At 45.0% G+C, this 22066-nt stretch carries 16 protein-coding genes and 1 other annotated feature; of the genes, 5 read left to right on the plus strand and 11 right to left on the minus strand.

Annotated features, from left to right (window positions below; all coding sequences use genetic code 11):
* Positions 1–16: 16 nt before the first annotated feature.
* From OO774_RS13320 to nfo, 3 genes are all read right to left on the minus strand, one after another.
* Complete coding sequence (locus tag OO774_RS13320; protein WP_264903115.1) at positions 17–568, minus strand: hemerythrin domain-containing protein; 552 nt, start codon at positions 566–568, stop codon at positions 17–19.
* 111 nt (positions 569–679) lie between these two features.
* Positions 680–1360, minus strand: a complete 681-nt coding sequence (ung, locus tag OO774_RS13325; protein WP_264903116.1) for a uracil-DNA glycosylase — start codon at positions 1358–1360, stop codon at positions 680–682.
* Positions 1361–1640: 280 nt separating this feature from the next.
* Positions 1641–2528: a deoxyribonuclease IV gene (nfo, locus tag OO774_RS13330; RefSeq protein WP_264903117.1), complete on the minus strand. Its 888-nt coding sequence runs from the start codon at positions 2526–2528 to the stop codon at positions 1641–1643.
* A 328-nt stretch (positions 2529–2856) separates the two neighbouring features.
* Here nfo and grcA point away from each other — a divergent pair, with 328 nt between their 5' ends.
* Positions 2857–3234, plus strand: a complete 378-nt coding sequence (gene grcA / locus OO774_RS13335; protein ID WP_264903118.1) for an autonomous glycyl radical cofactor GrcA — start codon at positions 2857–2859, stop codon at positions 3232–3234.
* Positions 3235–3355: 121 nt separating this feature from the next.
* Here the strand turns inward: grcA and thrC are convergent, their stop codons facing one another.
* From thrC to thrA, 3 genes are read right to left on the minus strand one after another with little or no spacing between them, the layout of a single operon-like run.
* On the minus strand, positions 3356–4636 hold the full coding sequence (gene thrC / locus OO774_RS13340; RefSeq protein WP_264903119.1) for a threonine synthase: 1281 nt from the start codon (positions 4634–4636) through the stop codon (positions 3356–3358).
* Positions 4633–5589, minus strand: a complete 957-nt coding sequence (thrB, locus tag OO774_RS13345) for a homoserine kinase (RefSeq protein ID WP_264906113.1) — start codon at positions 5587–5589, stop codon at positions 4633–4635. Before thrB ends, thrC begins: the two co-directional genes overlap by 4 nt.
* A gap of 20 nt (positions 5590–5609) precedes the next feature.
* Positions 5610–8069 (minus strand): bifunctional aspartate kinase/homoserine dehydrogenase I, encoded by a 2460-nt coding sequence (gene thrA, locus OO774_RS13350; RefSeq protein WP_264903120.1) that lies wholly within the window; start codon positions 8067–8069, stop codon positions 5610–5612.
* 54 nt (positions 8070–8123) lie between these two features.
* Positions 8124–8240 (minus strand) — a sequence feature (Thr leader region).
* A gap of 437 nt (positions 8241–8677) precedes the next feature.
* Between thrA and OO774_RS13355 the strand changes: the two genes are divergently transcribed.
* On the plus strand, positions 8678–9148 hold the full coding sequence (locus OO774_RS13355) for a ribonuclease regulator (RefSeq protein WP_264903121.1): 471 nt from the start codon (positions 8678–8680) through the stop codon (positions 9146–9148).
* Here the strand turns inward: OO774_RS13355 and OO774_RS13360 are convergent.
* Together OO774_RS13360 and OO774_RS13365 are read right to left on the minus strand one after the other, a co-directional pair.
* Positions 9145–9627, minus strand: a complete 483-nt coding sequence (locus OO774_RS13360) for a putative 4-hydroxy-4-methyl-2-oxoglutarate aldolase (protein ID WP_264903122.1) — start codon at positions 9625–9627, stop codon at positions 9145–9147. The two genes, OO774_RS13355 and OO774_RS13360, sit on opposite strands and share 4 nt — an antisense overlap.
* Before the next feature lie 59 nt (positions 9628–9686).
* Entirely contained in the window at positions 9687–10094 is a 408-nt protein-coding gene (locus OO774_RS13365) for a DUF3293 domain-containing protein (protein WP_264903123.1), read from the minus strand.
* Positions 10095–10454: 360 nt separating this feature from the next.
* On the opposite strand from OO774_RS13365, the gene arcA reads away from it, so the two are divergent.
* Positions 10455–11171 carry a two-component system response regulator ArcA gene (gene arcA, locus OO774_RS13370; RefSeq protein ID WP_264903124.1) on the plus strand — a complete coding sequence of 239 codons (717 nt, stop codon included), beginning with the start codon at positions 10455–10457 and terminating at the stop codon, positions 11169–11171.
* A gap of 58 nt (positions 11172–11229) precedes the next feature.
* Here arcA and OO774_RS13375 read toward each other — a convergent pair whose 3' ends face one another.
* The 3 genes from OO774_RS13375 to OO774_RS13385 all read right to left on the minus strand — a co-directional run bounded on the left by OO774_RS13375 (position 11230) and on the right by OO774_RS13385 (position 15336).
* Entirely contained in the window at positions 11230–11679 is a 450-nt protein-coding gene (locus OO774_RS13375; protein WP_264903125.1) for a hypothetical protein, read from the minus strand.
* A 1-nt stretch (position 11680) separates the two neighbouring features.
* Entirely contained in the window at positions 11681–14032 is a 2352-nt protein-coding gene (gene arcB, locus OO774_RS13380; protein WP_264903126.1) for an aerobic respiration two-component sensor histidine kinase ArcB, read from the minus strand.
* A gap of 344 nt (positions 14033–14376) precedes the next feature.
* Complete coding sequence (locus OO774_RS13385) at positions 14377–15336, minus strand: TIGR01212 family radical SAM protein (RefSeq protein ID WP_264903127.1); 960 nt, start codon at positions 15334–15336, stop codon at positions 14377–14379.
* Between the two features lie 555 nt (positions 15337–15891).
* Here OO774_RS13385 and gltB point away from each other — a divergent pair.
* Entirely contained in the window at positions 15892–20430 is a 4539-nt protein-coding gene (gltB, locus tag OO774_RS13390) for a glutamate synthase large subunit (RefSeq protein ID WP_264903128.1), read from the plus strand.
* Complete coding sequence (locus OO774_RS13395) at positions 20430–21899, plus strand: glutamate synthase subunit beta (protein WP_014230823.1); 1470 nt, start codon at positions 20430–20432, stop codon at positions 21897–21899. The genes gltB and OO774_RS13395 overlap by 1 nt, the downstream gene beginning before the upstream one ends.
* Positions 21900–22066: the final 167 nt, after the last annotated feature.

Raw genomic sequence — 22066 nt, forward strand, 5'->3', positions numbered from 1 at the left:
TCGGGCAAAATGCACGTTAGATGTACTCCATATCGCTTTGACGAACACGTTCAGCCAACTGTTTATAGCGGTCAGCAATGGTATCGCCAAATACCGGGTCGTCCTCATTTTCACTCCAGAGACTCTCAACGTACTGCCAGTCTTCCGTCGTAAACAGCTCTTCGATCAATGGCAAGACCTTGCGTTCTTCGAGCTCAAGGTGACGTTTCTGTGAGTTAATGAAATCTTCTAAATGTGCAATAAACACATCTTGGGGCACCACAGCATCTTGCAGAATCATCTCGATCACCGCTGAGAATTCTTTGTTTTTTTCGGCCAGCTCTTTATGTTCCTGCTCGAGGTTTTCCACGGTCCGTTGCTTACCATAATGTTCTAAGAAATGATGATAGAGGATGTCCTCTTTTGGGTGGTGAACTTTTTCTGAATGCGTAGAGAGGTAATCAACAATCTCGCCCACTAACGCATAGTTAATGGTGCGTTCTTGTTTTATTTCATTAAGTTTGTGGCGCAATATAGCCAACAGGCGAACCATGTAGCCGTGTTCGCGTCGAATTCTTTCGATCATCATAGCGTCTCTCCTTAACACCTTCTTTTAGTAAGTGTACATGAGAAATACAATGCCAGCTTGAGCACGCTCAAAAAAACAGCGATCAGAAGATCTTAATCGCTGTTATTCAGTTTACACCGTCAGTGGTAGATGCCAATTGATAGGTTGTTTACCTTGTGATGTAAGTATTTGGTTTGCTTGCGAGAAGTGCTTGCAACCCAAAAAACCTCGGTGAGCAGAAAGTGGGGATGGGTGAGGAGCAGTAAGGACGTGATGCTTGGAACGATCGATAAATCTGCCCTTTTTCTGCGCGTGCGCGCCCCATAACAGGAATACAACGCCCTGCTGATGCAAGTTTATCGCTTCAATGACTTTGTCGGTGAACGCTTCCCATCCCGTTTTCGAATGAGAATGAGCCTTACCCTGCTCTACCGTCAATACGGTATTAAGCAGTAATACACCTTGTTCAGCCCAACTTTGCAAAAAACCGTGTTGAGGAATTTCAAAACCATCGATGTCCTGAGCAAGCTCTTTGTATATGTTCACTAAAGAAGGTGGGATTTTCACTCCAGGCAAAACAGAAAAGCACAACCCATGCGCCTGATTAGGACCGTGATAAGGGTCCTGGCCTAAAATAACCACCTTTACATCATTGAACTCGGTATAACGAAACGCATTAAACACATCTTTGCTTGGCGGATAAATCGTTTTTCCCGCCGAACGTTCCGATTCAACAAAGTTTAAGGTATCGACAAAATAGCTTTGTTTTTTTTCTTCGCCGATCACATCGTGCCAAGTCGGTGACTGATTCATAGAAAGTTCCTGTCCTTAAGTGTTGCGCTATTCTAACCAGCAACACTCAAACAGACAAAAACTTACCAACCCGACTTGAGACCAGTCATCAGAGATTAGTGTTTCTGTGGCGTTCGGAAGTGGCCTTGACCCGTAATATGACGGTTAGGTGCAGGCAAACGCACCGAACGTCTGCTATGTGAAAAAGCGGTAAAAGTGTTAGGTCGAGACATAATGCAATCCTTCTTTGTATGGCCCCAATAAACATTAAGAAAGAAAAGTGCCAACTATGACAACTGAATTAATTTTTGTTTAATTCTTGCAAATGGTAGTCACGAAGCGTCTCTATTTCTTGATGCCAAATATCCGGATCAATTGTTTCCAAAATCAAAGGGATACCATCAAAACGGGCGTCTCTTGCTATATATTCAAAACAGTCCCAGCCGATTTCACCTTTCCCCAGAGAGTGATGGCGATCAACCCGGCTTGCAAACTCTACTTTTGAATCATTTAGATGCATCGCCCTTAAATAGTGCATACCAACGATACGATCGAACTCAGAAAACGTGCGTTCGCAATCTTCTTTCGTTCTTAAATCATAGCCTGCGGTAAACGTATGACAGGTATCAATGCACACACCGACACGCTCTTTGTCTTCTACTTGCTCGATGATTTCTGCAAGGTGTTCAAACTTCCAGCCCAGGTTGGTACCCTGGCCCGCCGTGTTCTCGATAACCGCAATCACGTTTGGTACTGCTTTGTGTGCAAGATTGATTGACTCCGCAATCGTCGCTAAACACGCCTGCTCGGAGACTTTTTTCAGGTGACTTCCGGGATGAAAGTTTAACAGCGTTAGACCAAGCTGATTACAACGCTCCATTTCATCAATGAATGCGGCGCGTGACTTATTGAGTTTCTCTTCTTCAGGCGCACCTAAATTAATCAGATACGAGTCATGCGGCAAAATACTATCAGAGCTAAACCCGAGCATTTTGCAGTTGGCTTTAAATGCACTAATGGTTTTCTCTTCCAGTGGCTTGGCTACCCACTGACGCTGGTTTTTGGTAAATAAAGCAAAAGCGTTGGCGCCTATCTCACGTGCACGCAAAGGGGCCTGATCTACGCCTCCAGCGGTAGAAACATGAGCACCGATCAGTTTACTTCCAAACTTGTTTTTCATATTTGTCATTTAATCACTTTAGACTTTCAGGATGCGTACCTAAATACAATCAGTTACACAACACTGGTTAAATTCAAGTTGACTATATGTAGTAAAATTACAACATACTGGCATTTAAAATATTTTTTATATTATCAAAAATAGTGTAATAATTTTGTTTTTAAACACTTTATTGATTTAACTCAACAAAACAACCTTAATGAAAATAATGTTTTTGGTTGTTTTTTGACTTAAATCAATATTAAAATAGTGGTTATTAGCTATATAATACTCAGCTCAATAAAAAGTTTGAAAACTAACACCAATAAACACCACGTAAGTGGACTAGGAGACAGTAATGATCCAAGGTATCCAAATTACTAAAGCAGCAAATGACGAACTACTAAACTCTATCTGGCTACTAGATGGTGAAAAGAACGAAGCTCGTTGTGTTGCAGCATCAGCTGGCTACGAAGCAGACCAAGTGATTGCAATCAGCGATCTAGGTGAATACGAAAGCCGTGAAGTAGCAATCGAAACAGCACCAAAAATTGAAGGTGGTCAACATCTGAACGTGAACGTACTTAAGCGTGAAACGCTAGAAGATGCAGTGGCTAACCCTGAAAAATACCCTCAGCTAACCATTCGTGTTTCTGGCTACGCAGTGCGTTTTAACTCACTAACTCCAGAACAACAACGCGATGTAATCGCACGTACGTTTACTGAGTCTCTATAATAGGGACACACTCTGGTAAGGTTTGAAAGCGGCGCTCATTGAGCGTCGTTTTTTTATCGCCTCTATAAAATAAAAAAGGTGGAGACTAAGCCCCACCTTTCTCATTTAGCTTGTAACTCGCTTATTGTACTCGACGCAATACCGTTTTAAGAGCATCAAAGTCCGCATCTAAATCTTCAGACAGCAGTTCCATCGCAGCATGCTTAGCCAGTGGAGCTGGTAGGTCGATATCAGATTCTAAGATATCATCAACGACTTCTTTGAACTTCGCCGGGTGAGCCGTACATAGGAACAAACCAGTCTCACCGGCTTGAAGTTGCTCGTCCAGTACGCGATAAGCGATTGCACCATGCGGCTCGCATAGGTAACCCAGTGAATTCAGCTCTTTTACTGACTCGGCACTTTGCTCATCTGAAACTGCACCTTTACCCAGCGTTTCCAAGCCCCACTCTTTTACGCGGCATAGCTCTTCAATACGTGGCCAGTTGTTTGGTTGGCTTACATCCATCGCGTTAGATGTCGTGGCAACCGTTGGTTTTGGATCCCACTGTCCTGTTTCTAGGTAGCGAGGCACTGTATCATTCGCATTTGTTGCAGCGATAAAACGTTTGATCGGCAGACCAAGTGCTTTTGCCAACAAGCCAGCCGTTAGGTTACCGAAGTTACCGCTTGGTACAGAGATAACCAGGTTTTCACGCTCTTGTTTACTCATTTGCGCCGCTGCTTCAAAGTAGTAGCAGATTTGCGCCATCAAACGGCTGATGTTGATTGAGTTGGCGGAGTTAAGACCGATTTCTTCACGCAGAGCGGCATCATCAAATGCCTGCTTAACAAGTGCCTGACAAGCATCAAAGTCACCGTTAATTGCTACGGTATGGATGTTCTTACCTAGCGTACAGAACAGCTTTTCTTGTAGCGGGCTGATTTTGCCTTTAGGGTAAAGAATCACAACGTTGATGTCTTCCATGCCGTAGAAAGCATGTGCAACCGCAGCACCTGTATCACCGGATGTTGCTGTAAGAATCGTGATCTTACCGCCAGTAGATACCGCAGCCAGTGATTGCGCCATAAAACGACCACCGAAGTCTTTAAACGCCAGTGTCGGGCCATGGAAAAGCTCTAATGCATAAACGCCATCTTTGACTTGTTTGATAGGTGCCGGGAATTGGAAAGCAGCATCAACCATAGAGTTCACTTGGTCTTCTGTCAGCTCATCACCAATCAACGCCGAAAGAATTTTTGTACTACGCGAGACAAAATCTTCTTCTAGCAGCGCATCAATATCATCAAATTTTGGTAATTCCGATGGAAAAAACAGGCCTTGGTTACGACCTAACCCTTGGCGAACGGCTTGGCCAAAGGAAACTTGTTCATCATTTTCTTTTATATTGTAAAGCTTCATAGCTCACTTCCTGTTACTTTCGAACCCTGTTTATCCAGACGACAAACGTGGACGAATCCTTCTTCGTTTTGTACGTAGTTTTGTTCTAACCAGCGAGCAACTCGCTCAGCGACATCTTTCTCTTTGCAAATACTGAACAGTGTTGGACCACTGCCAGAAATACCGGTAGCTAACGCGCCTGCAGAAGCTGCGTATTGGCGAGCATTCGCAAAACCTGGCAGCAGTTTCTCACGATACGGTTCTGCGATCACGTCTTTGATCATTTTCGCCGCAAGTTCCGGTTGACCAGAATGACACGCATGAATAAAGCCTGCAAGATGTCGACCGTGAGCTATGATATCTTGTCGACGGTACTGAGATGGTAGGATCTCTCGAGCTTCAGCAGTAGACACTTTTATTCCCGGGTAAGCCATTACCCAGTACCAGTCATCAAAACATGGTACTTCCTGGCTAATGATACCCAGTTCTTCAAGCATTAACTGCACGCCACCTAAGTAACAAGGCGCCACGTTATCATAGTGAATACCACCGGAAATTTTACCTTCCATCTCGCCCATTAGCGCTAATAGCTCAGTTTCATTGAGCGGTTGTCCGTGGAAACGGTTCAACGCATCTAATGCAGCAACAATAGAGCACGCACTAGAGCCTAAGCCTGAGCCAATCGGCATGTTCTTCTCAAGCGTCATTTCCAATGATTTCAGCTCAACGCCTTTTTTGTCCAGCTCGCGCGCAAAGACAACCCAACAGTCGTAAACAATGTTCTCTTTGGGTTCTGTTGGTAACTTCGAGACGAAGTTACCTGCAGTTTTCAGGCTGAATGGCTCAGAACCAGATTTCACTTGTACTCGGTCACCCAACAAGGTGCCATCGATAGGAGAGACAGCTGCTCCCAAAACATCAAAACCTACGCTTACATTACCAATTGATGCTGGGGCATAAACCACTACATCCATATCACTTGAACTCATTACTGTTATACCCCTAGTTTCCAACCTAAAGTACGCATCACATCTGAAAATACGCCTGCAGCAGTTACTTCAGTACCCGCACCGTAACCACGTAATACCAAAGGAATTGGTTGGTAGTAACGGCTGTAAAATGCTAGTGCGTTTTCACCATCTTTAATTTTGTACATTGGATCATTTTCATCAACACTTGCAATGCTGACTTTGCACTTGCCTTCACTAATTTCACCAACATAACGCAAAACTTTACCTTCTTCAGCGGCTTTTGCGACCAGATCTTTAAAGTAAGCATCCGCTTCAGGTAGTCGCGCCATAAACTCATCAACGCTGCCTGAATCGTCAAAGCCAGGTGGCAGCGCCTGATCAACCACAACGTCTTCCAACTCTAGCGACATTCCCGCTTCACGAGCTAGAATAAGAAGCTTACGAGCCACATCCATACCCGATAGATCATCACGTGGATCCGGTTCAGTGAAGCCGTTCTCTTTCGCAATGTTGGTCGCTTCGCTCAAGCTCATGCCTTCGTCTAGTTTACCAAAGATGTAAGACAGTGAGCCTGACAGAATACCGCTGAAGCGCTCAAGCTCATCACCTGCTGAAATGAGATTTTGTAGGTTTTCAATCACCGGCAGCCCCGCACCAACGGTTGTCTCGTACATCAGTTTACGACGTGAGTTACGCGCCACATCGCGAAGCTGATGGTAGTACGCCATGCTTGCTGTGTTTGCTTTTTTGTTTGGTGTTACAACGTGGAAGCCCGCCGCCAGGAAGTCGGCATACTGATTAGCAATATCTTCACTCGAAGTACAGTCAACTAACACAGGGTTAATAATGTGGTTGCGTTGCACCAATGCAATAAGGCGAGCCAAACTAAACTCTTCCGTTGTCGAAGACATACGATCTCGCCAATGCTCCAGTGATAGGCCTTCACTATCGAGTAACAGTCCTTTACTGTTTGCCAAACCACATACGCGAATGATGATGCCTTTCTCTGCCAGTTTTGCTTGTTGACGTTCAATCTGATCCACTAGCTCACCACCAACACCACCAATGCCTACGACGAAAACATCAAGGAAGTGTTTAGAATTGAACAGGTTCATGTGACAAGCTTTGATTGCCTCAGAGATCTTATCTTCAGGAATAACAGCAGAGATAGCTCGCTCGGAAGAGCCCTGTGCAATTGCTACGATATTGACATTCACTTCTGCAAGAGATGAGAAGAAACGTGAAGCAACACCACGTGACGTACGCATACCATCACCAACCAGTGTCACAATCGCTACATCATCAATGAATTCGACTGGTTCAAGCAAACCGTCTTTCAGTTCCAGCTCAAACGCTTCTGCCAGAGTCTGTTGTGCTTTTACTTTATCTTGTGCTTCTATACAGAAACTGATGCTGTATTCTGAAGATGACTGAGTGATCAGTACAATTGACACACCTGCTGACGACATTGCGCCAAAGACTCGGCTCGCCATGCCAACCATGCCTTTCATACCAGGACCAGAGACGTTAACCATGGTCAGATCATTCAGTGTAGTAATACCCTTGATAGCCAGATTATCTTCACCCGTATCTTGACCAATCAAGGTACCAGCACCTTGCGGGTTAAAACTGTTTTTGATTAAGCATGGGATGTGGAACTGAGCAATTGGGGCAATGGTTTTCGGGTGCAGAACGGATGCACCGAAGTAAGACAGCTCCATCGCTTCCTGATAGCTAAGCGACTTTAGTAGCCTTGCATCTTCTACTAAGCGAGGATCACAGTTGTATACGCCATCAACGTCAGTCCAGATTTCACAACAATCGGCACGAAGACAAGCGGCTAAAACAGCAGCTGAATAGTCTGACCCGTTACGACCCAGTGTAACCAGTTCTCCTTTCTCGTTACCGGCAGTAAAACCAGGCATGATGTTAACATGACCTTGAGGAAGAGGCTTTTGGCGGAAATTTTGTGTAGAAATATCAACATCAACCATCGCTTCAAGGTGATCACCTTGAGCGTAAAGGTATTCAACCGGGTCAATTAAGCTAGCCTTTTGACCTTTTGCTTCAAGTACCGCTTTCATCAGTTGAATAGAAATACGCTCACCTTTACTGATGATGCGCGCATTTACATTGTTTGGACACATGCCTAACAAACTGATTCCGTGGACAAATTGACGTAATTGAGAGAGCGAGGTTTTAACTTGATTGTCGTAGCCAGTCCCATCTAGGTTAGGCACCACAGCTTGGATTTCGGCAAAGAGCGTTTTAAACGACTCATCTAACTCGTTAATTTGTAATTCTGCTTCACCATTTCGTAAAGCGCCTTCAATCACAGCAACCAATTTATTTGTTGTTTTACCCGGTGCAGAAAGTACGACTGCGACTTCTTCCTGTTGAGCATTATTCGCAATGATATCTGCTGCTCTTAAAAAGCGATCTGCATCAGCCAATGATGAACCGCCAAACTTCAATACTCGCATCCCTTCCTCCAATGTATATTCTTAAACTTGTCTAAATTTTGTATTAAGAAAGCATAAAAAAAGGCCTGTATCTTGTTGGATACAGGCCTTTTTTGTGAATTTCTTTCGCTCAGCAGCCTGCCCCAACAATGGTAATGTCGGTAATAATAATGGTGGTCATTACAAAGAGGCTGTTAACTGGCATAAATTAATATTCTACGAATTGTGTGTTTGCTTAACTCTACGTTTACCGAGTTTCTGTAACAGAGTCAATAAAAAATTGTTTATTTTCCAGTCTTGCAGAGATAAATGCTGCGGTATAACACTGAAAACAATGGAGTTATTTGAAATTAATTTTTTTTGAAAATTTAACTTCGCTTTTCACTCCTCACTATAGGTTTGTAGAGAAAAAGTGACACACTGCTCCCTACGTTTAAGAGAAGCATTGCTAAAATGGCAAAGATATAAATGCACCGCTAGGATTATTTCACATCAATCGAAGTGTGATCGCAGTCCAGAGAGTAAATTATTTAGCAAATAAATGAGCTGGCTTTCATATTATATGCTTTAATAGTGAGAAGCTTTGAGCACATACCAATAAAAACTGTGAAACACAAGGAGTGGTGAGCATGAAAAGATGGCTTTTTCTGTTACTGTTTGTCATGCCCAGTGTTTCTATGGCTGCAGAACTGCCAACCCTTCCTGGAGCAATGAGTACTTCTCCTCATAAATTGTTTCTTTCGAGTGACAGTTACCAATCAGATAGTTTTGATGTGTGGAATATCGACGGCGGATACTCATACGAGTTATTTGATTCAGTCGATCTATACGTTGGTGCACGTGTCAACAACTCTCCAGTCCAAAACCAAAGCGGTTTTTTAAGTGGCGTCAGTTACCACTTTAATGATCGTTTCACGGTTAAAAGCACGCTGCGTTCTTTCAAATCGGACACCAATGAGCGCATTGATGAAGAAGACAGTGGCCTTGCTGCCGAAGTGTCTAGCCGCGTAAAGATCACTGATAAGCTAGATCTTCACGCAACTCTGGATTACCAAGATTGGCAACAAGGCTTTGAGGTAGGATTAGGCTTCCGCTTCTAGAACTCCAGTTTTTCTTTGGAAATCAATACGCCATTCCAGTCTGCATAAACATAATGCTTCGGCTGCACTAACTGATTTTGCATTGTTACTGTCACATTGACCTCACCCAGACCTCGTTTCTCTGTCTTAAACGGACAGGAGCCAAGTGCTTGAACGCCAATATCCATTTGTGACATTTGCGCCACATCACGTACAGCACCGTAAACAATAATCCCTTCCCACCCATTTTCGATACCAAGAATGGCCAATTGATCACCGAGCAACGCTTTTTGGCAAGAACCGTGGCCATCGACAATCAATACTTTTCCTGTACCGTCCTGTCCAAGTACTTCTCTTACCTTGGAATTGTCGTGATAGCAACGGACTGTGACAATTTCACCAAAAAACGCAGTACGCTGTCCAAAATTCTGTAATGGCAGATTTAGCAACGTCACTTTGTCTTCAAATTGGTCACAAATATCTGGTGTTATATCGTTCATATTTCCTCCGTGAATGGTCTCGCTCGAGATAAGCTCCAACGAGTAATATCCTGTTTGTGCTATACGAGTCGCTCACTCATCTTCGCTACCTTGTGTCGACTGCTCAGATCACTGCAGGCAATAAGGTATAGGTCGCCATGAGAAACATAATAAATCGCGTTTTGTTGAAACTCGTTTGCCAGTGCTATCGCGTCTTCTATTGAGATCTGCGCCGCAAAACTCTCTTCGTACCATTCAAAGGTGCTGTCACCCACAGTGACTGGCACATAGTTGACGTGCTTTAGACGCCTTTCTAGCTTTTGATTAATTATGCAGTTATCTTCTTTTGACAGCAAATTACTGTATGGGTTCCAAGCAGTTATCACAACATAGGTCAAAACATTCCACTTTGTTTCAAAACGGAAAAAAGAATTTGCATAAGCATTCCATAACGATGCGTCGATGTTCGTATTATTTTTTTCTATCATAACTCTTAAATGATTAATAACAGTTAAAATTACTCAATTGATGTAAATCAACAAACTGCATGGAATTAACATTTGAGCATTGTTAGCATGCTGTTAACAATATAAAATTCGCCCATCTCTAGGGTGTTTACGTTTCCTCCTCCAAGTTAGAAACTGGAAATGAAAGGTAAATATCCCATTAGAATAAAAGTCGCCACGGGATGATGGTGAGTTGGTAAATCTCCATGGAAGGCGGATAACTGAAAGAAGTGTAATTTTGATTAACTTGATTTATTATCAAAATTTCATTACCTGTATGTTATATTTTTGCCTAGAATTTATTCTATTAGCACAATTTTGTCACAAATTTAGGTACCGCCAATGCAAACCCCGCAGATTCTGATCGTTGAAGATGAGCAAGTAACTCGTAACACTCTTAAGAGTATTTTTGAAGCAGAGGGATACGCTGTTTTTGAAGCCAGTGACGGTGAAGAGATGCACCAAGTATTATCAGACAACTCTGTTAACTTGGTCATCATGGACATTAACCTTCCAGGCAAGAATGGCCTTCTACTTGCACGTGAATTACGCGAACAAGCAAACATCGCACTGATGTTCCTGACAGGCCGTGACAATGAAGTGGACAAGATACTAGGTCTTGAGATTGGTGCAGATGATTACATCACTAAACCATTCAACCCACGTGAATTGACTATCCGTGCGCGTAACTTGTTGAGTCGCTCAATGAGCGAGAATGCCGTTCAAGAAGAAAAACGCTCAGTAGAAAAATACGAATTCAACGGTTGGGTGCTAGATATCAATAGCCGCTCACTAGTGAGTCCTTCAGGCGATAGCTACAAGCTGCCTCGTTCTGAATTCCGTGCTCTACTACACTTCTGTGAGAACCCAGGTAAAATACAAACACGCGCTGACCTTCTTAAGAAGATGACAGGACGCGAACTTAAGCCACACGATCGTACTGTAGACGTCACTATTCGTCGTATTCGTAAGCACTTCGAATCTGTATCAGGTACACCAGAAATCATCGCAACAATTCATGGTGAAGGTTACCGCTTCTGTGGTGATCTTGAAGACTAATTAAGTCTTCATAGGTACCAAGGGCTTGCCTGCGCAAGCCCTTTTTTACTTTTAGAGGTCAATACACCTTATTGATCTTCACATACTTTTCCACCAGCCAGCGCTTTTTGCCAGCATCATCCAGCAGTATCGCCAGTTCAACCCACTTCTCAGTGTTAACTTGATTTTCCCAGGTAAAAGCGACTTCCCATTGGTTTTCGCTATGAGTCCGAGTGTCCAGAGATTCTTCGTCCAACATCCATTGCTCATCACCTTGTTTAATTATCAAAGCCTCAACAGTAAGATTTGCAGGTAACTGCGTATCACTTTCCAAAGAGAGAGAGCCATGGAGGTTGGCTTCCTGCGAGTCGCCAATCGTCGGCATCAAATTGACCCAGAGGTTACTCTTGAGTTCAATATTCACTTTATTGATCGTTATCTGGCTGTCTTGTTTCCAATTCACTTCAGGAACAGCACTACAACCCGTCAGCAAAGCAGTCGCAATGGCTACTGATGCAAGTTTTTTCATGTTATTTCCTTTGTTCTAACCAACTTCTTAGTACTTGAATATCGTTGAGGTATTCATTTTTTATCTCTTCGATCCAATCAGAAATATTCTCCCACCACGCAGGCATATCAGGAGACTGGGCTTTCTGCGCGACACTTTGAATACGTTTCAGACCAATTGAACCTGCCGCACCTTTAATCTTGTGCGCTTCTGACACAATGCCGTCTTTATCTTTCGCGATCATATTGGAATCCAGAACTTCAATATAATCGGGCATCATCTCTTCAAACATTTTGATACTGTCATAAACTGGCTTCGAGCCGACAATATCAACGTAAGACTCCAGCATATCGAGATCAAGCAAATGCGTCTCTATCACTGGGGATGGGGTTGGTTCTTCTGCCACTTCAATAACCGCTACTGGCTGTGGTTTTTCCACTCTGTGCATAAAAAACTTATCAACCACAGACTGAATAGCATGAACAGCCAAAGGCTTGCTAATGGCATCATCCATGCCGTTTTGCAGATATTCTCTACGATCTTTTAGCACATTCGCCGTTAACGCGACTAATGGGGGCAAGTTGTCGTAATGCTCTCGGTAGTACTTAGCTACATCAAAGCCGGTCATATCAGGCAACTGAATATCCAGTAAGACTAAGTCATACTGTTCCGGAACGAAATTGACTAACGCCTCTTGTCCTGTCATGGCAACAGTGACTGAATGGCCTAAGCTTTCCAATAGTGATTTCGCCACTGTCACGTTCAGTTCGATATCTTCAACCATAAAGATATTTAAGTGAACATTATCGCGTTGCGCGTCGATGATCGGCTCTTCGAGAGCCACGACTGGAACATGAATAGAAACGGTAAATGTACTGCCGTAGCCCTCTTCACTAGCGACAGAGATATCACCATCCATCATATTGATCAGCTGCTTAGAGACTGCCAGCCCGATGCCAGTGCCCACCGCATGTAGGTTATCTTTGCCTGATTTCACTTGGTAATACATGGCAAAAATCTTATTCAATTCTTCTTCCGGAATACCAATACCGGTATCTTCCACTTCAATGATGATGGTCGCGAAGCTATCTTCAACATCGGCACTTACCGTCATGACTACGCCACCTTCCTTAGTGAACTTCATGGCGTTGTTGACCAGGTTCCAGATAACCTGACGTAAACGGGTAGCATCGACTTCAATCGCCTTCGGTAAATCGCTCAAACGCTCTAAATCAAAGCGCAAGCCTTTCTGTTCAGCCATCAAAGCAGAGATACTCTCTATTTCTGCGACAAAGTCTTCGAAATTAAGTGGCTCAGGTAATAACTCTAGTTTGCGACGGTCAAACTTATCCATGTCGATAATATCGTTGAAAATATTTCCAAGCGTAATCGCGCTGACATTGATGGTTTGCATGTACTTACGCTGCTCTTCCGTCAACTGGGTATCCAGCAACATACGACTCAGGCCGACAATCCCATTGAGTGGTGTACGAAGTTCATGGCTGATAGTGGAGATAAAGGTGGTTTTGTCCCGGCTGGCTTTTTCCAGAGACTCTTCGTGTCGCTTGCGCTCGGTGATATCACGTCCAAAACCAACCAAACCAAGGTGACGGCCATCCTTGCTATAGAACGGAACCTTACGCAGTTCGAAGTAATGTTTGCGACCATCCGGGTATTCCAACCATTGCTCATAAGTAATGGCCTGATTATCTGTAAAGACTTTCTGGTCCGTATCAACGATTGGCTGTGCAATTTCTTTACTGTAAACGTCCCAAGGGCTTAAACCCACCAACTGATGCTCTTTCTTACCGGTCAGCTCTTCCATGGCACGGTTACAACCTGAGAACACACCATCCGCATTTCGGTAGTAAATCAGATCCGGAGACGCATCAATGAAGGAGCGCAATAAGGCGGTTCGCTCCGCAAGCTCTAACTGGGTGCGCTCACGCTGAAAGACCTCATTTTCCAGATCCTTCATCGCTTCTTCACGCGCTTCTTCAGCTTTAATACGCTCTTCAATCTCTTGATTGAGCTTTTCAATATTCTGTTGCAACTGGAAGTTCAGTTCTTGGTCACGCGAGCGCATGTCTTTCAGTTTGGAAACCAGTTTGGTTAACCTCTGGCGCGACTCCTCCAATTGGTCGACAACTACCGACAGAAAGTATACCGCCCACGGGGTAATCAACAGACCAAAGAACACAGAACGAACGATATCAATATCGTCAACTCGCCCCTTTAGGGCCAGGGTAATACCGACTTGTACCACGACAGCCAACGCCACCAGCGCAAGCGCCAGCAAAATTGAAAAACGGACAATCCCCAGTTTCACCAGAAGGTCGACATAGTACTGGGCGAGATTTTTCATCGGTTTCATTCACGACTCCACGGCGCAAAGCTAGATATCATCCCTGAACATGAGACATTTGCCTTGGTGTTTAAAAAGTATCAGGGTAATAATGGAAAAACACCAAGTACCAGCAGTTTAACGTGTTTGATACGGTGATTAAAACTGCTCACTATCAACTTAGAGCAAGAGGTCACAAAGCGCTGGCAATAACTTCGGTTAATTCTCTTATGTTTTATAAATAACAATGAAAGAGACGTTAGAAAAGGGGCTAAAACGACGTTTGTAAGGGATGGAGACAAGATGGTCATTCATGCGCCCAAGTAAGTTTGCAATACTTGGGCATGTAAACCTACCACGAAAGTCGGGCGAATTTAGGTGTTAGAACTCACTTCGACTTTAAGTTGGGGCTTTTTATAGATAAACGGCTGACCGGTTAAACTCCCCTGAGCACCTTCTATGTCCAATGTGCGGCCAATTTCTGTCATCGCGAGCCAACGATTTTCACACCAGAGTGGCGACAACAACGTCGGACGACGTGCAGCAGATGAAACCCTGTGATAAACAATCTCTGCCGGTGTCATACGGATTAATTCGCTGGCGATGGTGACATAGTCCTCTAGCTCTGGGGCTTCAAGCTTTCCTGCTCGCCACGCTTTAGCCATGGTACTGCCCTCAACAATGTGCAAACCATGCAGCTTTATGCCATCGGTGCCCACTTCAAGTACTTTGTTCATCGTCTCCACGTTATCTTGGCGGGATTCTTTGGGCAATCCTACGATCAAATGGGTGCACACCTTAATGCCCAAAGCACGTGCTCGCTTGGTGATCTCAGCGTAACATTCGAAATTATGACCGCGGTTAATTCGCTTTAGCGTGTCGTCATGAGCCGTTTGTAAACCGAGTTCTAGCCAGATTTCGTAACCTTGCTCAACGTAGTCAGACAGTAAGGCCAGTACGGCATCAGGAACGCAGTCAGGTCGGGTGCCGACACATAAACCAACGATATCCGCCGCTTTGAGTGCTTCTTCATACATGCTTTTCAAAACCTGAACTTCAGCATAAGTACTGGTGTATGCTTGAAAATAGGCGAGATACTTTTTCGCACGTTGTATCTCTCCTGCACGATCACTCAGTTGCTCATGAATGCTTTTAACTTGTACTTCCTCGTCGGAAAAAGATGCAACATTACAAAATGTGCACCCTCCGCGGCCTATCGTGCCATCTCGATTCGGGCAGCTAAATCCACCATGCAATGTTAATTTATGAACTTTTTCGCCATATCGGCGCTGAAGATCCTGGCCTAATGTGTTGACCAACTCATGTAACTGCATAAACTTCCACCAAGCGAAAATCGAAATCAATCTCACTACGATCCTTGTAAATTAATTACATCCTTGCAAGAAAAGACACAGAATATTAATTAATCCAAACAAGATACAGACTGGTTAAAATCAATAAACCTGCATAAATACATATAAAAATCGGCAATGTTACGTAATTGTTAAACAAAATATGCATAATTAAACAAAAAAAATGGGTCACAACGTCGACTTTTCGTTGCATTCTGAAGTAACAAAATTGTAGGATACTTACGCATCCCCGTTGTTTTTGTCATTTTGGTTACAACACGGACTGCGGGGTTTGTCGGTGTTATCCCACTCCTACCTATATAAGTCACCAGTAAGTGGCAAATAATAAAGAGATATCACCAAGGATTGTTTTTCTCGCAACACTTTTCCTGCGAGATACGGAAAGGAATCAAGACTGGTCAACCACGACCAGTGGCGAATCATAAATATAAAGGACAAGACGCAAATTAAATTTAACTAGACAGGCTCAGTCTGTCTGGAGTTTTCGCGTCTACATTGAACTGGAAGGATGTATCTATGGTAGATAGAGAGCAAAATTCACAGGGTCTGTACACTCCAGAATTGGAGCATGACGCTTGTGGTATCGGTTTTGTTGCTCACCTTAAAAACCGTAAATCTCATGAAGTAGTAACGCAAGCATTGGATATGCTGGCGCGTATGGAACACCGTGGTGGTCAAGGTTGTGACCCATGTAGCGGTGACGGCGCTGGTATCTTGCTGCAGAAACCTCATGAATTTCTATTGGAAGAAGCCGTTAAACAGGGCATTAAACTGCCTTCGTTCGAAAAATATGGTGTTGGTGTCGTTCTTTTCCCGAAAGACGAATACAAACGTGAACAGTGCCGTGACATTCTAGAGCGCAATGCCAAGCGCCTGGATCTTGAAGTTATTGGCTACCGCGTACTTCCAGTAGATAATTCTATGCTTGGTGCCGACCCACTTAGCACGGAGCCGCAATTCGAACACGTATTTATCTCTGGTGGCCCGGGTGTTACACCTGAGGAACTGGAACGTAAACTGTACGTTCTGCGTAACTACACAGTACGTGTCTGCCTGGAAAGCGTATCGAATATCAAAGACGAGTTTTATATTAACTCTATGTCGTACAAGACTCTGGTATATAAAGGCCAGCTGACGACAGAACAGGTACCGCAGTATTTCCTTGACCTGCAAAACCCAACCATGGTGACTGCACTGGCACTGGTACACTCTCGTTTCTCTACCAATACATTCCCAAGATGGCGTCTGGCTCAGCCTTTCCGCTACATTGCTCACAACGGTGAAATCAATACAGTTCGCGGTAACCTGAACTGGATGAAAGCCCGAGAAGCGATTATTGAATCAGACCTGTTCACTCAGGCTGAAATCGATATGCTGCTGCCTATCTGTCAAGAAGGCATGTCTGACTCAGCAAACTTCGATATGGCTCTGGAACTGCTGGTTCTTTCTGGTCGTACCCTGCCTCACGCGCTGATGATGATGATTCCTGAAGCATGGCAAGAAAACAAAAACATGGATCCTAAGCGTCGTGCGTTCTATCAGTACCACGCAAACATTATGGAACCATGGGATGGCCCTGCCTCTGTATGTTTTACTGATGGTGTTCAAGTAGGTGCAACACTAGACCGTAACGGTCTGCGCCCTTCTCGCTACACAGTAACGAAAGACAACTTCCTGATAATGGCATCAGAGTCTGGCGTAGTCGACATTGCACCAGAAAACGTTGAGTTCCGTGGTCGTCTGCAGCCTGGTCGTATCTTTGTTGCTGACCTAGAGCAAGGTCGTATCATTTCTGATGAAGAAGTGAAAGATACCATTGCTACCTCTCAGCCATACGAAAAATGGGTTGAAGATAACCTTCTCAGTCTGAAAAACTTGCCAGATGCAAGTAACCAGTTTAGCCAACCTTCTCCAGAGCGTTTGTTACACCGCCAACAAGCATTTGGCGTAAGCTCAGAAGAAGTGAACGAAATCATCGTTCCAATGGCAAACGATGGTAAAGAGCCACTATCGGCAATGGGTGCTGACTGGCCGCTAGCCGTTCTGTCTCACCAATCACAGCATCTATCAAACTACTTCAAGCAGCTATTTGCTCAGGTAACTAACCCGCCGATCGACCCGATCCGTGAGCGTATGGTTATGTCCCTGAACACCTACTTGGGTAAAGACCAAAACCTACTGACAGAAACACCGCTTCACTGTCAAAAGGTAGAGCTGGAATCTCCAGTACTGGCTAACTCTGAGCTTGAGAAGCTACGTGCTATCGATAACGAGCACTTACAAGCTAAGACACTGGACATCGTATTCCAGGCAAGCGAAGAAAAAGGCAAGCTTGAGCGCGCACTTAAACGTATCTGCCAATACGCAGAAGACGCAGTGATCGACGGTTACTCAATCATTCTACTGACAGACCGTGCAGTAAACTCTAACCACGCGGCTATCCCAGCAATGCTAGCGGTTGGCGCAGTTCACCACCACCTGATCCGTAAAGGTCTGCGTGCTAAGTGTGACATCGTGGTAGAGACAGGTGACGCGCGTGAAACTCACCACTTCGCAACGCTACTTGGTTACGGTGCGAATGCGGTTAACCCTTACTTGGTCATCGAAAGCATCATCGAACTGCAACGTACGAAGAAGCTCGATCCAGAAGCAAATCCAAACGATTTGTTCAACAACTACCGTAATGCTGTTAACGGTGGTCTGCTGAAGATCTTCTCTAAGATGGGTATCTCAACGCTACAGTCTTACCATGGCGCACAGATCTTCGAAGCGCTTGGTATTCACAAGTCTGTTGTAGATAAATACTTTACCGGTACGGTTTCTCGTATTCAGGGCCTGACTCTGGATGACATCGCAAAAGAAGTAGTGGTTCGTCACCGTGTGGGCTACCCACAACGTGAAATCCCTATTCAAATGCTGGATGTTGGCGGTGTTTACCAATGGAAACAACGTGGTGAGAAACACCTGTTCAACCCAGAAACGATTTCTCTGCTACAGCAGTCGACTCGTAACAAAGACTACTCTCAGTTCAAGCAGTACGCGAGCGCAGTAGATAAGCAAGGCGACAATGCTGTTACGCTTCGTAGCCAACTTGAGTTCATTAAGAACCCAGCAGGTTCTATCTCTATCGACGAAGTTGAACCAATTGAGAGCATCGTAAAACGCTTTGCAACGGGTGCAATGTCATTTGGCTCGATCTCTCACGAAGCACACTCAACACTGGCTGTTGCGATGAACCGCTTAGGCGCAAAATCCAACTCAGGTGAAGGTGGTGAAGACCCAATTCGCTTCGAGCGTAAAGAAAATGGCGATTGGGAACGCTCAGCAATCAAACAGGTTGCATCAGGTCGTTTCGGTGTGACGTCTTACTACCTGACTAACGCAGAAGAGCTTCAAATCAAGATGGCTCAAGGTGCGAAACCAGGTGAAGGTGGTCAGCTACCTGGCGATAAAGTCGATGACTGGATCGGTGCGACTCGTCACTCAACTCCGGGCGTCGGTTTGATTTCTCCACCACCACACCACGATATCTACTCAATCGAAGATTTGGCTCAGCTGATCTACGACTTGAAAAACGCCAACCGTGCGGGTCGTGTAAACGTGAAACTGGTATCTGAAGCAGGCGTTGGTACCATCGCATCAGGTGTAGCGAAAGCAAAAGCAGACGTTGTACTGATCGCTGGTTTCGATGGCGGTACAGGTGCGTCGCCAATTTCTTCGATTCGTCACACAGGTCTTCCTTGGGAACTCGGTTTGGCAGAAACACACCAAACACTTCTGAAGAATGGTCTGCGTAACCGTATCGTTGTTCAGGCTGACGGCCAGATGAAAACACCTCGTGACCTTGCAATCGCAACTCTACTAGGTGCTGAAGAATGGGGCGTGGCAACAGCAGCATTGGTTGTTGAAGGCTGTATCATGATGCGTAAGTGTCATAAGAACACCTGTCCTGTTGGTATCGCAACTCAGAACAAAACTCTGCGTGAACGCTTTGATGGCCGCGTAGAAGACGTTGTGACCTTCTTCCAGTACATGGCTCAGGGTCTGCGCGAAATCATGGCGGAACTTGGTTTCCGTACTATCGATGAGATGGTTGGCCAAGGTGAGAAACTACGTGTTCGCCAAGACGTTTCTCACTGGAAATACAAGAATCTGGATCTGTCGCCGGTTCTACACATCGAGCAACCACGTGAAGCAGACGGTGTATACAACCAAACCGTGCAGAACCACAACCTTGAATCGGTACTAGACCGCAAACTTATCCAAGCAGCAATTCCGGCGCTTGAAAAAGGTGAAGCAGTTACCGCTGAATTCCCTATCGTCAACACTGACCGCTCTGCGGGTACTATGTTGTCGAACGAGATTTCGAAGGTTTACAAAGACCAGGGTCTGCCACAACCAATGAACGTGAAGTTCAACGGTTCTGCTGGTCAGTCATTCGGTGCATTCCTTGCGAAAGGCGTGAAGTTCGAAGTTGAAGGTGACGCGAACGATTACTGGGGTAAAGGCTTGTCTGGCGGTACGTTAGTACTGTACCCAGATGCGAACTCTAGCATTGTTGCGGAAGACAACATCATCGTAGGTAACGTATGTTTCTACGGTGCAACCTCTGGTGAATCTTTCATCCGCGGTATGGCTGGTGAGCGTTTCTGTGTTCGTAACTCGGGCGCGAAAGTTGTGGTTGAAGGCGTGGGTGACCACGGCTGTGAATACATGACTGGTGGTGCAGCGATCATCCTTGGTTCAACAGGTCGCAACTTTGCTGCTGGTATGAGCGGTGGTGTAGCGTACGTATGGGATAAATCAGGTGACTTCGAGTCCAAACTGAACCCAGAACTCGTTGACTTGGATCCTATCGAACAAGAAGACAAAGATCTGTTACTCGACATGTTAACTAAGCATGTTCAATTCACAGGAAGTGAAGTTGCTCAGTCTTTCCTAGACAACTTTGAAGCGAGCCTGACCTCTATGGTTAAGGTAATGCCGCGCGATTACAAAGCGGTACTTCAAAAGCGTAAAGCTGAGGCACAACAAACTGAAGCGGAGGCAGTGTAATGGGTAAGCCTACTGGATTTTTAGAGCATGGTCGTGAACTTCCACAGAAGATCGATCCCGCTGAACGTATCAAGAACAACAAAGAGTTCGTTCTGAACGAGGAGTTTGGTAGCAAGATCAATACTCAGGCTTCTCGCTGTATGGACTGTGGCGTGCCGTTTTGTCATAACGGCTGCCCGATTGGTAACATCATCCCAGAATTTAACGATGCGGTTTATCGCGATAGCTGGGAAGAAGCATGGAACATTCTGAGCTCGACTAACAACTTCCCTGAATTTACGGGTCGTGTATGTCCTGCACCGTGTGAAAGCTCTTGTGTACTTGGTATTAACCAAGATCCAATCACCATCTGTAATATCGAGAAAACCATCGTGGAAACGGCGTATCGTGAAGGATACGCCAAGCCAAAAACGCCACGTTCTCGTACAGGTAAAACCGTTGCTATCATCGGTTCTGGCCCAGCAGGTCTGGCTGCGGCTGAACAGCTGAACAGCGCGGGTCACTCAGTGACCGTATTTGAACGTGATGAGAAAGTTGGCGGTCTGCTACGTTTTGGTATCCCTGACTTTAAGCTCAGCATGGAAGTGATTGATCGTAAGATCAACCTGATGGCTGAAGCGGGTGTGGAATTCAAAGTGAACCAACACGTTGGTGTTGACGTGAACGCTCAGCAGTTACGTCAAGAATACGACGTGGTACTACTGACTGGCGGTTCGACCGTTCCTCGTGACCTTCCGGTACCGGGACGTGAGCTAAACGGCGTTTACTTCGCAATGCAGTTCCTTGGTCAAAACAACCGCCGTGCAAACAACATGGACCTGAAAACTGAAGAAATTCACGCTGCAGGCAAGCATGTGGTAGTTATCGGTGGTGGTGATACAGGTTCTGACTGTGTTGGTACCTCAAACCGTCACGGTGCAGCGAGTGTGACTCAAGTTGAGATCATGCCAATTCCACCAGAAAAACGCCCTGCGAATATGCCGTGGCCTCAGTACCCAATGATCCTTCGTACTTCAACTTCTCACGAAGAAGGGGTAGATCGTCACTGGAACATCCTGACTAAAGAGTTCATTGGTAACGATAAAGGTGAAGTAACGGGTCTGCGTATTGCTGACATCGTATGGGAAGATGCAAAACCTGGCGAGCGCCCAAGCTTCAAAGAAGTCGAAGGCAGTGAGCGAGTGATTCCATGCGACATGGCTTTCCTAGCGATGGGTTTCTTACATCCGGAACCAACAGGTGTGCTGGCTCAGCTAGATATCGCTCTTGATGATCGTGGCAATGTAGCGACTCAGGGCTTTGCGACTAACCAAGAAGGTGTTTTCGCTGCAGGCGATATGCGTACAGGTCAATCACTTGTGGTTCGTTGTATTAACGAAGGCCGTGAATGTGCTCGTTCTATCGATGAATACCTGATGGGCGGTACGCACCTAGAGGCAAAAGCAAACTCGCTGATGCTTTCAGCATAATAGGAGGAGGAGATGTACTCCTCCCTCTTTACTGAGTTTTAAACAGCCATCATTTATATTGTTGGCTGTTGTCCTAGAAAGAAAACAATTCCTTCCAATCTTTCTATTTTGACCAGCATTTTATGCTGGTCTTTTTTCTTTCACTCAGCATTAAATATTACTTTGTT

This window comes from Vibrio sp. STUT-A11 (assembly GCF_026000435.1).
In the GTDB taxonomy this organism is placed as follows: Bacteria; Pseudomonadota; Gammaproteobacteria; order Enterobacterales; family Vibrionaceae; genus Vibrio.

Excerpts from the sequence above, each read along its gene's own strand:
- OO774_RS13395 (WP_014230823.1), top strand. The coding sequence starts at position 20,430 with ATGGGTAAGCCTACTGGATTTTTAGAGCATGGTCGTGAACTTCCACAG.
- thrB (WP_264906113.1), bottom strand. The coding sequence starts at position 5,589 with ATGGATGTAGTGGTTTATGCCCCAGCATCAATTGGTAATGTAAGCGTA.
- ung (WP_264903116.1), bottom strand. The coding sequence starts at position 1,360 with ATGAATCAGTCACCGACTTGGCACGATGTGATCGGCGAAGAAAAAAAA.
- grcA (WP_264903118.1), top strand. The coding sequence starts at position 2,857 with ATGATCCAAGGTATCCAAATTACTAAAGCAGCAAATGACGAACTACTA.
- OO774_RS13355 (WP_264903121.1), top strand. The coding sequence starts at position 8,678 with ATGAAAAGATGGCTTTTTCTGTTACTGTTTGTCATGCCCAGTGTTTCT.
- OO774_RS13375 (WP_264903125.1), bottom strand. The coding sequence starts at position 11,679 with ATGAAAAAACTTGCATCAGTAGCCATTGCGACTGCTTTGCTGACGGGT.
- thrA (WP_264903120.1), bottom strand. The coding sequence starts at position 8,069 with ATGCGAGTATTGAAGTTTGGCGGTTCATCATTGGCTGATGCAGATCGC.
- OO774_RS13360 (WP_264903122.1), bottom strand. The coding sequence starts at position 9,627 with ATGAACGATATAACACCAGATATTTGTGACCAATTTGAAGACAAAGTG.
- OO774_RS13365 (WP_264903123.1), bottom strand. The coding sequence starts at position 10,094 with ATGATAGAAAAAAATAATACGAACATCGACGCATCGTTATGGAATGCT.
- thrC (WP_264903119.1), bottom strand. The coding sequence starts at position 4,636 with ATGAAGCTTTACAATATAAAAGAAAATGATGAACAAGTTTCCTTTGGC.
- OO774_RS13385 (WP_264903127.1), bottom strand. The coding sequence starts at position 15,336 with ATGCAGTTACATGAGTTGGTCAACACATTAGGCCAGGATCTTCAGCGC.
- arcB (WP_264903126.1), bottom strand. The coding sequence starts at position 14,032 with ATGAAACCGATGAAAAATCTCGCCCAGTACTATGTCGACCTTCTGGTG.
- arcA (WP_264903124.1), top strand. The coding sequence starts at position 10,455 with ATGCAAACCCCGCAGATTCTGATCGTTGAAGATGAGCAAGTAACTCGT.
- OO774_RS13320 (WP_264903115.1), bottom strand. The coding sequence starts at position 568 with ATGATGATCGAAAGAATTCGACGCGAACACGGCTACATGGTTCGCCTG.
- nfo (WP_264903117.1), bottom strand. The coding sequence starts at position 2,528 with ATGACAAATATGAAAAACAAGTTTGGAAGTAAACTGATCGGTGCTCAT.
- gltB (WP_264903128.1), top strand. The coding sequence starts at position 15,892 with ATGGTAGATAGAGAGCAAAATTCACAGGGTCTGTACACTCCAGAATTG.